We start from the raw sequence: 14,150 nt of genomic DNA on the forward strand, positions 1-14,150 counted from the left end.
CGTACGCTCGCCGACGACGAAGGGAGCGGGGACGTGGAGCGCATCGCGGTGCTGTCGGACGTGCACGGCAACATGACGGCGTTCGACGCGGTGCTGCGGGACATCGACGCCCGGGGCATCGACACGGTACTGAACCTGGGCGACGTGGCCGGCAAGGGCCCCCGCGGCTCGGCGGCCGTCGCCCGCAGCCGCGAGCGCTGCGCCGTCACCGTCCGCGGCAACTGGGACGACTTCCTGCCCCACCCGGACACGGTCCGCGACGAGGCGTTGACCTGGTGGTACGAGGAGCTGACCGCCGACGACCACGCGTGGCTGATGTCACTGCCCCTCGTGCACCACGTCGAGCTCAGCGGGCGGCGCATCCGCCTGTTCCACGCGTCGGCACGCAGCGTGCACGTGCGCGTGCACTTCCACCACACCGTCGAGGAGTTCGACGGCATGTTCGCCACGACGGAGCTGACCGGCGACGGTCCCGCCCCGACGATGGTCGGGTACGGCGACGTGCACGACGCGTACATCGAGACCTGGCAGGGACGCACGCTGTTCAACGTCGGAAGCGTCGGCAACCCGCTCGACGAGCCGACCGCGTCGTACGTCGTGCTGGAGGGCGAGCCAGGCGCGGACACCGCAGCGCCGTTCTCGCTGCAGGTCGTCCGCGTGCCGTACGACGTGGAGGCGGAGATCGCCGTGGCCCGGGACCTGCGGATGCCGCAGCGCGAGCCGTACGCGATCGAGCTGCGCACCGCGGTGTACCGCGGCCTGCACGCGGAACGCGGCCTGACGGCGCCGGACGTCTGACCTCCGGCGTGCCGTCAGTCCTCGTCCGCCCCGAGGAACGTGCGCAGGACCGAGACGAACGCCTCGGGCTGCTCGGAGTGCACCCAGTGGCCCGCGCCCTTGAGGGTCACGAGGGTCGTGCGGGGGAACAGCGTGCGCATGGCCGGTGCGTGCTCGGGGCGCACGTAGTCGGAGCGGTCACCCGCGACCCACAGCACCGGGCCGTCGAAGGTGGCGCCGGCTGTGTCGGGGAAGCCGCCGATCACCGGCAGGTCGCGCCGCAGCAGGTCGAGGTTGGCCTGCCACCGGAACCCGTCGCCGTCGGCGCGCAGGTTCTGCAGCAGGAAGCCGCGCACCCGCGCGTCGTGCACGCGCTCGGCCAGGCGGGCGTCGGCGTCGCCCCGGCGCGTCAGCGTCGTCAGGTCGATCGCCGCCAGGCTGTCGAGGAGGTGCGCGAACTCCCCCAGGGACCCGCCCGACGCGGGGGCGATGTCCGCGACGACGAGCCGGTCCACCACCTCGGGGTGGCGCAGCGCGAGGAGCATCGCGACCTTGCCGCCCATCGAGTGCCCGACGACGTGGACCGGCCCGTCGCCGGAGAGCTCGGCCCGCAGGTGCTGCGCCACGAGATCGGCGGTCGCGGCGTAGTCGAACTGCTCGGTCCACGGCGACCTGCCGTGGTTCGGCAGGTCGAGCAGCAACGACCGGTACTCCGGCGCCAGCGCCTTGGCGATCTGCGTGAAGTTGCGCCCCTGGCCGAACAGGCCGTGCAGGAAGACGACCGGCGCACCGGTCTCGCCCACGGTCGTGCCGCTCAGGGTGCTGGACGCGCTGCTGCTCACGGGCACCGAGCCTAGGTCGTGCGGCGGTCGGGTACGCACCGGTGCCCTGCGCTGCCGACGGCGGATCCGCTGGGGGCAGCGCGGCCCCCCGTCGTGCCGGCGGGGCCGCAGGGGCCCGACCGGCCGGCCTCGTCAGCAACCGGCTCGCGGGCAGCTCACAGCTCGTGCTCCGCGAGCTCGCGGAACTCGTCGGGCACGGTCCGCAGCCGGGGCATCGCGGTCGGCAGGTAGCCGACCGCGCCGTTGCCGAACCGGGCGCGGACGGCGTCGACCGACCGGTCCACCGCCCAGCGCGCGGCCCCGGGCGCCGACCCCGGCCGTCGCGGGTCGTCGGCCAGCAGCGGCAGCTCGAGCTGCAGGGCGGACTGCGGCACGAGCCCGGACACCGCGACCGCGAGCAGGGTCACCTCCGGCTCGGGCTGCGCCTGCTCGCGGATCGCCTGCCAGACGAGCTGCTCGGCCACCTCGGTGAGCGTGAGGGTCGTCGCGACCGGCCCCGGCAGCGTGAGCGACCGTGTGACCGAGCGCATGCCGGGGAACCGCACGCGCACCGTCACGGTCCGTCCGGCACGGTCCTTGGCGCGCAGCCGTCCGGCGACGCGGTCGGCGAGGTGGCTGAGAACCTCGCGCACCAGCTCCGGGGTGACCCGTTGACGTCCGAGCGCGGACTGCGCCCCGACCGAGCGGGCATGGCCCGCCCCGGCGACCTGTCGGGGGTCGTCGTTGTGCGACAACGCCGACATCCGCGCCCCGACCGCCCGGCCGAGGATCTGCTCCACGGCTCCGGACGGCGTCCGCGCGAGCTCCCCGATCGTCGTGATGCCGCGCTCGGCGAGCCGGGCGCGGGCCACCGGACCCACGCCCCACATCAGCCCGACGGGCAGCGGCTCGAGGAACTCGCGCTCCCGGTCGGGCTCCACGACGACCAGGCCGTCGGGCTTGGCGACCTGCGACGCGATCTTCGCGAGGTGCTTGGTCCGGGCCACGCCCACCGAGATGGGCAGACCGACCTCGTCCCGCACCCGTCTCCGCAGCAGCGCCGCGATCTGCGCCGGGGTCCCGAACAGGTGCGTGGAGCCGGCGACGTCGAGGAACGCCTCGTCGATGGAGATCCGCTCGACGACGGGCGTCACGTCACCCAGGACGTCCATGACGCGGTCCGCGAGCGGCTGGTACTCGCGGAACCGTCCTGCGACGAACTGCAGCGACGGGCACAGCCGCGCGGCTCGCCAGCCGGGCATGCCGCCCGCGACGCCGTAGGCCTTCGCCTCGTACGAGGCCGCCAGCACGACGCCACCGCGGGCGCTGCCCCCGACGGCGATGGGCCGGCCGCGCAGTCGCGGGTCCAGCAGCTGCTCGACCGACGCATAGAAGGCGTCCAGGTCGGCGTGCAGGATCGTCGCGGCGGACATGGCGACCATGCTACTCGAACACCTGTTCGATCGGGCGTCACGGTCGGCCCGCGGGGTGCAACGGCTGCGACGCGGTGGGCGCCCCCTGGGCCCACCGCGTCGCACCCGGGTGCGTGACCGTCAGGCGGCCTCACACGTCACGGTGGCACCGGACCCGTTACCGGTGCCCTGGAAGCCGAAGGCGGTGCTCTGGCCGGCCCCGAGACGACCGTTCCAGTCGGCGTTCGTCACCGTGACGGACCCGCTGCTCGCACTGCCACGCACACCGTTCCAGGCGTGGGACACCCCGGCACCGCTGGGGAGCTCCAGGCGCACGACCCAGCCGTTGAGAGAGGCACCCGCGGTCACCGTCACGTCCGCGACGAAGCCCTCCCCCCACTGGTTCGCCACCTTGTACGACGCGGTGCACGCACCCGAGGCCGGGGGCGGCGTCGGCGTGGGGGTCACGCTCGGCGTGGGCGTCACGCTGGGCGTCGGGGTCGGCGTCGGGGTGGGCGTCGGGGTGGGCGTCGGGGTCGGGGTGGGCGTCGGCGTCGTCTCGACGAGCGTCAGGTTCTTCTGCTGGACGTTCCAGGCCGTGTTGCACAGCCCGCAGCTCTGCCCGACGAACGCGCGCCCGGCCTGCGTGTCACCCTTGAGGTGCCACCGGAACCACAGCTGCGCCGCGCGGCCGAACTCTCCGCCGTTGGTCTCGTGGTACGTCCCGCCGTGACCGACGTTGAGGTTGCCCATGAACGCGGGCAGACCGGCGGGCAGCTTGCCCCAGTCGTCCATCGCGTTCGGGTAGGCGATGTCGCTCGGTCCCCCGATGAAGTAGCCGATCGGGTGGTCGAGCCGACGCAGCTGGTAGTCGTCCGCGTCGTTGAGCAGACCGCTGCTGAAGATCCCGGTGGTCGTCACGCGAGGGTCTCCCGACACGGCGTAGGCCTCGACGCCTCCGCACGAGAAGCCGGCGACGCCGATCTTGCTGGTGTCCAGGCGGTTGAAGAAGCTGCTCTGGCCGTTCGAGTTCTGGGCCACCGCCCAGTCCATGGCCTGCGTCAGCCACGTGGAGTTGGAGCTGCCACCGCCACCGGGCCGCCCGTTCGAGATCACGAGGAACCCGTGCGAGGCGATCTCCTTGAGGAAGTTCTGGGCCGACGTCCCGTCCGCGGAGCACGCTCCGTTGCTCCACACCACGATGGGCATCCGCTCGGACGGCAGGTTCGCCGGACGGTAGATCGTGTGGTTGGGCAGCGCCCCGGTCGTGGAGTAGTCCGCCGGGTACGGGCCTGAGCCGCTCGGTGCGGCGACCGCGGGGGTCAGCGCGGCGGCGCCGACCAGTGCGCCGAGCGACACGACGGCGGTGAGCGCCGCCCGTCCGATGGTCCGTCTCATGGGGCTACCTCCAGGGGTGTGCGAACGATCCACCCTTACGGTTGCTGCGATCACGACAAATGTCGAGAAGCGCCCGCCCGGCAGCCGTCACCTAATCGTTTCCGCGACCATCAGGGGTCGACCCACCGCCTCCGCGCAGCCGACCCGCTGAGGACCGCGTCAGTGCCGCCCGCCGCGCGGCGCTGCCAGCGGGTCGTCCGCGGCGACGAAGTGCGTCACCCAGGAGGCGGCATCCGGCCATGACGGCGCCATGAGCTCGATCAGCCGCTCCTGCGCGAGGGGGCCGAGCGCCGTGTGCACCTCGAGGAACGTCTCGCGCGCCTGCGGACGAGGCCAGGACGCCGGCAGCAGCTCGGCCGGCAGGTCCGGGTCGGTGTCGGCGAAGGTGCGCCACGCGTCCATGAGGGTCGCCCGGGCCACCAGCGCCTGGGCGGGGCGCACGCGCCGCGCGCGGACGTCCGCCCGCAGCGCCGCGTGGTCCGCGACGAACGTGCGGTACGCCGCCGCGAGGCCGGCGAGGTCGTAGGCGTTCGCCGGGCCCTGGCCCGCCGGGTCGTCCTCGAAGCGGGCGCGCATCACCGACCACCGCGCGCCGGGGACGTCGGTCAGCAGCCCGCGCAGCGACTCCCGGACCGCCACCGCGTCCGGCGCCGGGCTGATCCACACGCTGTCGTAGAGCCGCGCGAATCCTCGCGCGCCCAGTGCCTTGCGCACCGCGTGCCGCTGCGGCTGCCCCGACTCGGGCAGGGAGTACGAGACGACGACCCAGTGCCCGTCCCACTGCCGCGGCTGCGCGCCGAACGCGAGGAACGCGTGCATGACGGCGTGGTGGTGCACGATCACGTCCGGCCTCACGTGGTAGGTCGTCGAGCGACCGCTGCCCTGCGAGGCGACCAGGCCCCGGCGCACGAGCCGGGCCAGGGCGGCACGCGTGCTGCCCGGGCTGATGCCGAACTCCGCCAGCACGGCGACGAGGGCCGCCGCCGGCAGCCGGGCGTCGGACGAGTCCAGGTACTCCCCCAGGACGGTCGCCAGGAGGTGCTGCGGGCTCGGGCCTGCCTGCACCCGTGGCGTGTCGACGGCGCCGAGCGTGTGCGATGTCACGGCGCCAACCTAGCGAAGCGCTCTGGGCGGTCCGCAGACGGCACGACTACCCGACGAGCTCCGAGGCGTCGGCGTCGTCCTCGGTCGTCTCGTCCTCGTCGACGACGTCCTCGTCCTGGATCGGCGGGTCGAGCGTCCGCAGCCGCGAGAAGATCGCCCAGGCGACGGCGACCAGCGGAACCGAGATCACCGCACCGAGGATGCCCGCGGTCAGCGTGCCCGCCGTGACCGCGAGCGCAACCACCACGGGATGGAGCGAGACCTGCTTGCCCATGATGAGCGGCTGCAGGATGTGCCCCTCGAGCTGGCCGATGAGCGCGATGCCCACCCCGACGAACACCGCCGACCACAGGCCGTTGGCCGCGAGCGCCACGATCATCGCGACGACCATGGCGGCGGGCGCACCGATGAGCGGGATGAACGCACCGATGAGGACCAGGACCGCCAGCGGCGCCGCGAGCGGCACCCGCAGGAGCGTGAGCAGCAGGAACGCGATGATGCCGTCGGTCAGGGCGATGATCACGGTGCCGCGGGTGTACCCCGAGAACGTGTACCAGCCGGCTTCCCCGGCCGTGATCCACGTCGGACGGGTCCGCATCGGCAGCTGGTTGAGGAACCAGGTCCACATCGTGGCGCCACGTGCCAGGAAGAACACGGTGCAGAAGACCGCCAGGGCAACCGCCGTGAACGCCTCGACGACGGAGCCGGCGCTCGCCGCCACCTGGCCCGCCAGGTCGCCCGCGTGGTCCTGGATCCACTTGACCCCGTTCTCGATCCACTCCGCGATCTGCGCGTTGGTGATCGTGAACGGCAGCGTGCCGCTCTCGAGGAAGTCGGTGATCTGCTTGATGCCGGACTCGAACTGCTTGCTCAGGTTGTTCCACTGCGTGGCGATCGAGTAGCCGACGTAGGTGAGCATCCCGAGGAAGAACAGGATGCCGCCGAGCAGCGACAGCGCGGTCGCCAGGCCCCGCGGCATGACCCGCGCCAGCAGCTCGACCAGCGGACGCAGCACGGCGGTGAAGACCAGAGCCAGGAAGACCGCGATGAACAGCAGCGTGACGCGTGACGTCGCGTAGAACACGACGACCACCGCGGCGAGGACGACGAGCAGCCGCCACGAGACCCCCGCCGACCTCCGCAGCCACCGGGGCGCCGTGTCGTCCCGGCCGATGACGGCGGGGTTGCGCCGGCCCCCGGCGACCTTGCGCGCAGAGGCGCTCGGGACCGCGGGCGACGACCGGGTGTCCGACACGTCGACCATGCGATGACCTCCACCCAGGGGAACCGTCAGGAGCAGTCTGCCCCCCAGGTCCGGCCGCTGCCCGCCGACGCTCCGTGGGCGTGCGCGGCAGCACCTCGATGCGGGATCGGCACCGGCCCCGTGGTATGTTCTCTGCCGCGCCGAGGGGCCGGAAACGGTTCCGCGGACGCCCACCTGTCCGGGTGGCGGAATGGCAGACGCGCTAGCTTGAGGTGCTAGTGCCCGAAAGGGCGTGGGGGTTCAAGTCCCCCTCCGGACACTCGTTGAGACAGCGACGAAGAACCCCTGACCTGCGGAGACGCGGTCGGGGGTTTCTTCGTTGCCGCCCTCCGGGACTCGACCACCGTGATCAGCGCCACCCCGCTGCCGTCCCGTGACGCCGGATTGCGGGCGATCCACGGCGAACCGGACAGTCGGCTGGGGCCGCGCACGCCGAGGCGTCCAGGACCCGCTCTCTGCCGTCGCCCCCTGACCAGCCGGGGCCCGTACAGCACCTACGCTGTCCGGCGATGATCACTCGTGCCGAAGGGGCGTACCTGGGCGCTGTCCGGGCGTTCCAGAACCCCATGCTGGACCTGCTGCACAAGCGGCACGCTCCCCTGGTCGTCTCGCTGCTGTCGCTCGTGTTCACGGTCGAGCGCCCTGCCGTACCGGTCGCCGACGCCCACACCGAGGTCGCCGACGCGCTCGACCAGCTGCGGGCGGCGGGGCACGGCGACGGGCTGCCGACCGGCTCGGCCCGCGACCTGTGCCGGCAGTGGGCGGACGCGGGCTGGCTCGTGCGACAGGTGCTGGACGACGACGTCGAGGTGTACCGCCTGTCTGCGCACGCGGTCGGGGCCCTCGAGGTCGCGGGGCGCGCCGGCGGCGTCCGGGCCCGGGTGTCGCAGTCGCGGGTGCGCACGCTGCTGGAGGCGGTCGAGCGGCTCGCGCTCGACGCCGACCCCGACGTCATGATGCGCATCGCACGCCTCGACACCGAGGTGAAGCGGCTGCAGGCCGAGATCGCGCGCCTCGAGCGCACGGGCGAGGTCGACGAGGTCGATGACGAGGAGCTGCTCGAGGAGGCCGAGAACGTCCTGCACCTCGTGCGTGAGCTGCCGGCGGACTTCGCGCGCGTCGCCGAGTCGATCAAGGCCATGCAGCGCGACGTCGTCACGGCGCTGCGCCAGGACCAGCGCCCGACTGGCGACGTGCTGCGCGAGTACCTGCAGCGCGGCGAGCAGGTCATGGACGCGACCCCGGAGGGACGCGCGTTCGCCGGTGCGCTGCGCCTGCTGGGCGACCCGCAGCGGCTCGACGAGCTGTCGGCCCAGCTGGACACCGTGCTGCGGCACCGGTTCGCGACCCGGCTGCCCTCGCCCCAGCGGGCCGAGCTGCGCGAGATCGTCCGGCGCATCGAGCAGGGCCTCGACCAGGTCTTCGCCGCGCAGCGTGAGGCGTCGTACGTGATCACGGCGCAGGTGCGCAACCACGACCCGCTGCGCGACCGGCAGGTCGACGACCTGCTGCGCGACGTCATGACGGGGATGGCCGCGTGGCTCCCGGACTCGCGCCGCGGGCAGGCCGTGACGCCGCTGCGCCGGCTGCCCGTCGCGGACGTCGAGCACCTTCGCCAGACGCCGGGCGACCTGCGCCCCGCCCGGGCGCCCGACGCGCTGGCGGACTGGGACGACGGCGCGGACGTGGCGGACACCGACGCCCGGGCGTGGGGCGGGCCGCACTACGCCGACCTCGACGCGCACCTGCGCACGTTCGGCGAGGACGCACCCGAGGTCGACCTGGCGGCGGCGTTCCGTGCCGCGCCGGCGGAGCTGCGCCGACCGGTCGACCTGCTGGGCCTGCTGGAGCTCGCGCACCAGCGCGGCATGACGGAGAGCGACGAGCTCGCGTTCGTGGACGCGGTCCGCCCCGACGGCACGCGCCGCCGGTTCGCGTTCGGCGCGACGACGACGAGGACGAGGGACGAGGACCGATGACGGACACCGTCATGCACGACGACGTGGAGGCCGGCGGGTTCATCGCGCCCGTCGCCATGGAGGACGACCCGGCCGAGCTGTTCGCCGGCGACACCGGGACGCTCGACGCCGACGTGCGCCGGGTGCTCGTGCGGCTGCTGCAGCGCCGGTTCCTGCTGGCCGAGCGCAACCCCGCGCAGTGGCGCACCCTGCTGGAGAACCAGCAGGTGGTCGAGTCGCGGCTGCACGACCTGTTCGTCCACCTGGTCGTCGACCACGAGCGCGGCATCGCGTACAAGCGCCAGGTGCGCTCGGCCGAGCTCGACGTGCCCGTGCTGCTGCGCGACGAGGCGTACACGCGCGCCGAGACCCTCGTCCTCGTGCACCTGCGCACGGTGTTCCAGCGGGAGCGCGGCGCGGGAGAGACGTCGGCGCGCGTCGACGTCGAGGAGCTCGAGGCCACCGCGCTGACCTACTTCGACCCCGACGACACCAACGTCGCCGCGCACCAGCGGGAGATCCGCACGGCGGTCGCCCGCCTCGCGAAGGACGGCGTCATCGACGAGGAGTCCGAGGGCCGCTACCGCGTGACACCGCTGGTCGAGGTCGTGCTCAGCAACGAGCGGCTCGGCGAGCTGCGCGAGTGGCTGCAGACGCGCGACGCGGACACGCACGACACGCCCGCGACGCACGACGAGGCCCCCGCCCAGCGGTTCCACGTCACCGAGGACGCCGCAGACACGGACGACGAACGTACGGACACCGAGACCACGGACATCGCGGAGACGGCGCACCCGGACGGGCCCACCGCCGGGACGACCGTCGACGCGACGCGCGAGCGGCCCGGTGAGGCACCCCCGGGCGGTCCGGTCGAGGAGATCCCCGGCCAGGGGACGATCGACGAGGCGCTGGCGGACCAGACGTCCGGTGAGGACGAGGACGAGGAGACGGCACCGTGACGATGGTCGACTCGCTGTTCGGGCTGATCCCCGCGGCGTCGACGGGTCAGCAGTGGGTCGCCCTCGACCTGCAGCTGGTGAACTGGGGCGGCTACGACGGCCACCACCGGGTGCGCCTCGCGTCGACCGCGACACTGCTGTCCGGCGGGTCCGGCTCGGGCAAGTCCACGCTCATGGACGGGTACATCGCGCTGCTCATGCCGCACACGACGCCGTTCAACGGCGCCTCGAACGGCGGGGTCGTGGGGCGTCCGCGCGGCAAGGACCAGCGCAACATCCTGTCCTACGCGCGCGGCAAGCTCGACGAGTCGCGCACCGCGGAGGGGACCCGCCAGCGGGTGCTGCGCGGTGACGGCAAGGACACGTGGTCGGCGATCGCGATGACGTGGGCCGACCAGTCGGGCACGCGGTTCACGGCCGTGCGCGGCTGGTACGTGCCGTCGTCGGCGCGCACGCTCGAGGACGTCACGGCCGTGCGGGCGACGTGCGAGACCGAGTTCGACCTGCGGGACCTGGAGCCGGCCGCCGCCCAGCGGCTGACGCGCTCGGCGGTCGCGGCCGCGGGCCTCACCTGCTTCGACACCGACCGTGAGTTCACCGCGCGGCTGCACTCGACGCTCGGCATCGGCGCCGCGGGCGACGGCGGCAAGGCCGTCGCCCTGCTGGGCCGCATCCAGGCCGGCCAGCAGATCACCACCGTCGACGCGCTGTACAAGGCGATGGTGCTCGAGGAGCCCGACACGTTCGCCACGGCCGACGCCGTGGTCGAGCAGTTCGACAAGCTCACGGGCACGCGCGACCAGATGATCACCGCCCGGCAGCAGGTCAAGGCGCTCGAGCCGATCCGCGAGCACCGCGCCGCGATCGAGGAGGCGGCGGCCCGCCTGCGCGTCGTCGACGCCGTCGGCGGTTTCGACGACGGCACCTCCCCCGCCGCGCTGTGGCGCCACGAGCGGCGCCTGGGGCTGCTGCGTGACGTCGAGGCCGACCTGCAGAGCCGGCACCGCGAGGCGCAGCGCCTGGCGGCGGAGACATCCGCGCGCGTCACCGCGGCGCGCGCCGAGCTGGACGGGGTCAAGCAGACCCTGTGGGCGTCCGGCGGCGACCGTCTGGCGACCGCGCAGCGCGAGCTGCAGGGCGTCGCGGCGCACGTCGAGGAGGTCCGCCGCGCGCGGGCGCGCCTGGACGACGCGCTCCGCTCGACGCTCGGGCAGACCGTCTCGTCACTCGACGAGTTCACCGACCTCGTCGGGCGGGCACGCACCGCACTGGCGGACACCGACGCGAAGGCCGCCGCACGCCAGGCCCTGGTCGACGCGATGTCCGAGCGCAAGGAGGCCGCGGCGGACCTGGCCGTGCTGCGCCGCGACCACGCCGACGCGCGCCACCGCCACGACAACATCCCCGGCGACCTGCACGCGACGCGCGCCGCGCTCGCGCAGGCGGCCGGCCTGACGCCCGAGGACCTGCCGTTCGTCGCCGAGCTCGTCGAGGTCCGCACCGAGCACGAGCCGTGGCGCGACGCCTTCAACCTCGCCCTGGGCGGGTTCGCGACGCTCATCCTGCTGGACGTCGCGCACCTGCAGGCGTTCCGTCGTGCGATCGACTCCGTGCGCACGGGGCGGCGCATCCGGTTCGAGGGCGTGCCGACCGACCTGCGCGACGACGTCGGCCTCGACGGCCGCACGCTGCCGGGCCGCCTGGACTACCGGCAGAGCCCGTTCACCGGCTGGCTCAAGAGCGAGCTGGCGTCGCGGTTCGCGTACGTGTGCGTCGACACCCCCGGCGAGCTCGCGCAGCACGAGAGGGCGCTCACGCGCGGCGGGCAGCTCTCGGAGGGGCGTCGCGGCGCCCACGGTGGCCAGGGCGCGCGCAACGTCCTGGGGTTCACGAACACGCGCCGCCTGACGGACCTCAACCGGCAGCTCGAGCGCGCCGAGGCGCGGTACAGCGAGGCCGAGGCGCGCGTCGAGGAGGCCGAGTCCGCGTGGGACCGGCACGACGCGACGCTGCAGGCGTACACCGGGGTCGTCGAGCTGACCTGGGACCAGGTCGACATCGCCGGTGTCGAGGCCGAGCGGGACCGGTGGCAGCGGGTCGTCGAGGAGGTCACCTCGGGCAACCCCGACGTCGGGCGCCTGCAGCAGCGGGCCGCCGAGCTCGAGGTCCTCATCCAGGACCTCACCGAGCAGCTCGGGCGCACCAAGGGCGCCGCAGGCGGCCTGGGCGAGCGCTGGTCGGCCACGACGGACGCGGTCGACGTCACCCAGGGCGCGCTCGACGCCGCGCAGGACGCGGGCACGCAGCTCGACCCCGAGCAGCGCGCCTACCTCGAGAGCGTGCTCGGCGGCACCGAGCCGGACCTCCCCCGCGTCGACGACCGGAGGGACCCGGCCGCCGCCCTGGACGCCTTCGACACCGTCGTGGCGCGTGCCGCGGACCTGCTGCGCGCCGACCGGCAGTCCGCCCAGCAGACCGTCGCGACCGCGCGCGACGCCCTGCGCCGCACGTTCGAGACGTTCGTCGAGCGCTGGCCCGACCCGAACCTCGGCACCGATCCCGACGCGTCGTACCGCGACTACGACCGGATCCTCACCGAGCTGCAGACCCAGGGCCTGCACGAGCTCGAGGCGGAGTGGCGCAAGAGCCTGCTGCGGCTCTCCGGCAACGACCTGGCGGACCTGCACAGCGCGCTGTCGCGGTCGGTGCGGGAGATCAAGGAGCGCATCCGCCCCGTCAACGACATCCTCGCGGACCTGCCGTTCGCGGACGACGACCACCGCCTGCGCATCGACGCCCGCGACACCCAGTCGACGGTCGTCGCTCGGTTCCGCAAGGAGCTGCGCGAGCTGCGCGAGGTGCTCTCGACCGAGGCGACCGACGCCGAGCGCGAGCGCCGGTACCACCGCATGGCGAAGGTCATCGACCGCATCCGCCGCACCGCACCGGACTACGCGGACCTCGTCGACGTGCGTCGGCACGTGCGGCTGTCGGCCGAGAAGGTCGACCTCGACGGCAACCACGTCGCGCTGTACGACCACATCGGCGAGAAGTCCGGCGGGGAGTCGCAGGAGCTGGTGGCGTTCATCGTCGGCGCGGCGCTGCGCTACCAGCTCGGTGACTCCGGTGCCGAGCGGCCGCGCTACGCGCCGGTGTTCCTCGACGAGGCCCTCATCAAGGCCGACGCCCGGTTCACCGGCCGCGCGATCGGCGCGTGGCGCGGGCTGGGGTTCCAGCTGGTCATCGGGGCGCCGAACGACAAGTTCAGCGCGCTCGAGCCGCACGTCGACCTCAAGTACATCGTGCTGAAGGACGCGGCCGGCCGGTCGCGGACCAAGCCGGTGGCCGGGGTTCCTGAGGGGGTGACCACGGCGTGACCGAGGACGGCAGCGCGGGCGACCTGAGGTCGATGCAGGCGCGTGCCCTGGCGGTGCGCGCGCTGTACGACCAGGTGGGGGCCGAGCGCTACGGGCGTGCCTGGACGACGCAGGAGACGATGCTCGGCCTGGTCGGCGACGTCGGCGACCTCGCCAAGCTCGTCCAGGGGAAGGCCGGTGTGCGACCTCGCGCCGACCTCGACGACGCCCTCGCGCACGAGCTCGCCGACTGCCTGTGGTCGCTGCTGGTGCTCGCCGACGCGTACGACGTCGACCTGCCCGCGGCGTTCGCGCGGACCATGGACGAGCTCACGGCCCACCTCGGCACGCTGGTCGGACCGCCGCCCGACGGGGCTGCCGTCGACTGACGCTCGCCCCGGCGCTCGCGCGCTAGGTGGTCCGTTTCGCGCCCGATCAGCAGATCCGTGTTGTCTCACCCGAGTGGCCCAGGTCTTCCACCCGTTGACCGCGAACCTCCGTTCCGAGCGTGCGCAGCGGCACGTCCCGGTGCACCAGCAGGCGGCTGGGCCGTCCGGATGACTCGCGACCGCCGGGGCGGAACCGGGACGATCCGGCGCCTAGGGTGCGCCGCATGGCAGACGTGCGACGTGCGCTGGGGGCGGCGGTCGTGCTGCTCGCCGCCCTGACGGGCTGCTCGGACGTCGCCGCCGACGAGCTCAGCGCCGACGAGGTCTGCGACAACCAGCCGGAGTCGCCGTTCCTCACGGTCGAGGCCGTGTCCGACGAGCGGGGCGCCGGCCTGGCGTGGAGCGACGTCACGATGGGCCGCTTCCAGGACCAGACGTTCCGGCTTCACAGCCGGCCCGCCGGCTCCGACGACGCTTGGGAGGAGGCCGGGGACGTCGTGCTCACCCCCGACGACACGCGCGAAGTCGTCCCCGTCGACCTGCCGCCGGGGCGGTGGGAGGTCGGCATCACGCACCTCGACCCGGTCTGCGGCGAGAGCGAGCTCTGCTTCCTGGACGAGTGCTCGTCCGCCGTCGTGGAGGTCGCCACGGAGCCCGAGCGCACGTCGTAGGTGCGTCGACACGGGGACGCACGGTGCGAAAGCTACGACGC

10 protein-coding genes, 1 tRNA gene and 1 pseudogene are annotated in these 14,150 nt (G+C 73.6%); 7 read left to right on the plus strand and 5 right to left on the minus strand.

Going from position 1 to position 14,150, the window contains the following annotated elements:
- Window positions 1-33 precede the first annotated feature (33 nt).
- The gene (locus tag NP048_RS10260) at window positions 34-798 is read left to right on the plus strand and encodes a metallophosphoesterase family protein (protein WP_227575516.1); all 765 of its coding nucleotides are present in this window, start codon (window positions 34-36) and stop codon (window positions 796-798) included.
- Window positions 799-812: 14 nt separating this feature from the next.
- On the opposite strand, the gene NP048_RS10265 is transcribed toward NP048_RS10260, so the two are convergent.
- From NP048_RS10265 to NP048_RS10285, 5 genes are all read right to left on the minus strand, one after another.
- Window positions 813-1,619 carry an alpha/beta fold hydrolase gene (locus tag NP048_RS10265; RefSeq protein ID WP_227575517.1) on the minus strand — a complete coding sequence of 269 codons (807 nt, stop codon included), beginning with the start codon at window positions 1,617-1,619 and terminating at the stop codon, window positions 813-815.
- Window positions 1,620-1,774: 155 nt separating this feature from the next.
- Entirely contained in the window at window positions 1,775-3,031 is a 1,257-nt protein-coding gene (gene dinB, locus NP048_RS10270) for a DNA polymerase IV (protein ID WP_255619468.1), read from the minus strand.
- Between the two features lie 120 nt (window positions 3,032-3,151).
- Complete coding sequence (locus NP048_RS10275) at window positions 3,152-4,408, minus strand: cellulose binding domain-containing protein (protein WP_227575519.1); 1,257 nt, start codon at window positions 4,406-4,408, stop codon at window positions 3,152-3,154.
- Between the two features lie 159 nt (window positions 4,409-4,567).
- Window positions 4,568-5,512, minus strand: coding sequence for a PaaX family transcriptional regulator (locus NP048_RS10280; protein ID WP_227575520.1), 945 nt, complete (start codon window positions 5,510-5,512; stop codon window positions 4,568-4,570).
- A gap of 46 nt (window positions 5,513-5,558) precedes the next feature.
- Window positions 5,559-6,776, minus strand: coding sequence for an AI-2E family transporter (locus NP048_RS10285; protein WP_227575521.1), 1,218 nt, complete (start codon window positions 6,774-6,776; stop codon window positions 5,559-5,561).
- Between the two features lie 176 nt (window positions 6,777-6,952).
- Between NP048_RS10285 and NP048_RS10290 the strand changes: the two genes are divergently transcribed.
- From NP048_RS10290 to NP048_RS10315, 6 genes and pseudogenes are all read left to right on the plus strand, one after another.
- A tRNA-Leu gene (locus tag NP048_RS10290) sits at window positions 6,953-7,035 on the plus strand.
- A gap of 250 nt (window positions 7,036-7,285) precedes the next feature.
- Entirely contained in the window at window positions 7,286-8,755 is a 1,470-nt protein-coding gene (locus tag NP048_RS10295; RefSeq protein WP_227575522.1) for a DUF3375 domain-containing protein, read from the plus strand.
- A gap of 11 nt (window positions 8,756-8,766) precedes the next feature.
- Window positions 8,767-9,393: pseudogene (locus NP048_RS10300) on the plus strand (DUF4194 domain-containing protein); the annotation flags it as partial.
- A gap of 296 nt (window positions 9,394-9,689) precedes the next feature.
- Window positions 9,690-13,070: an ATP-binding protein gene (locus NP048_RS10305; protein ID WP_227575523.1), complete on the plus strand. Its 3,381-nt coding sequence runs from the start codon at window positions 9,690-9,692 to the stop codon at window positions 13,068-13,070.
- Window positions 13,067-13,438 carry a MazG nucleotide pyrophosphohydrolase domain-containing protein gene (locus NP048_RS10310; protein ID WP_227575524.1) on the plus strand — a complete coding sequence of 124 codons (372 nt, stop codon included), beginning with the start codon at window positions 13,067-13,069 and terminating at the stop codon, window positions 13,436-13,438. The genes NP048_RS10305 and NP048_RS10310 overlap by 4 nt, the downstream gene beginning before the upstream one ends.
- 224 nt (window positions 13,439-13,662) lie before the next feature.
- Window positions 13,663-14,109 carry a hypothetical protein gene (locus tag NP048_RS10315; protein WP_227575525.1) on the plus strand — a complete coding sequence of 149 codons (447 nt, stop codon included), beginning with the start codon at window positions 13,663-13,665 and terminating at the stop codon, window positions 14,107-14,109.
- The last annotated feature ends 41 nt before the right edge of the window (window positions 14,110-14,150 follow it).

Source organism: Cellulomonas xiejunii, from assembly GCF_024508315.1.
Classification (GTDB): Bacteria; Actinomycetota; Actinomycetes; order Actinomycetales; family Cellulomonadaceae; genus Cellulomonas; species Cellulomonas xiejunii.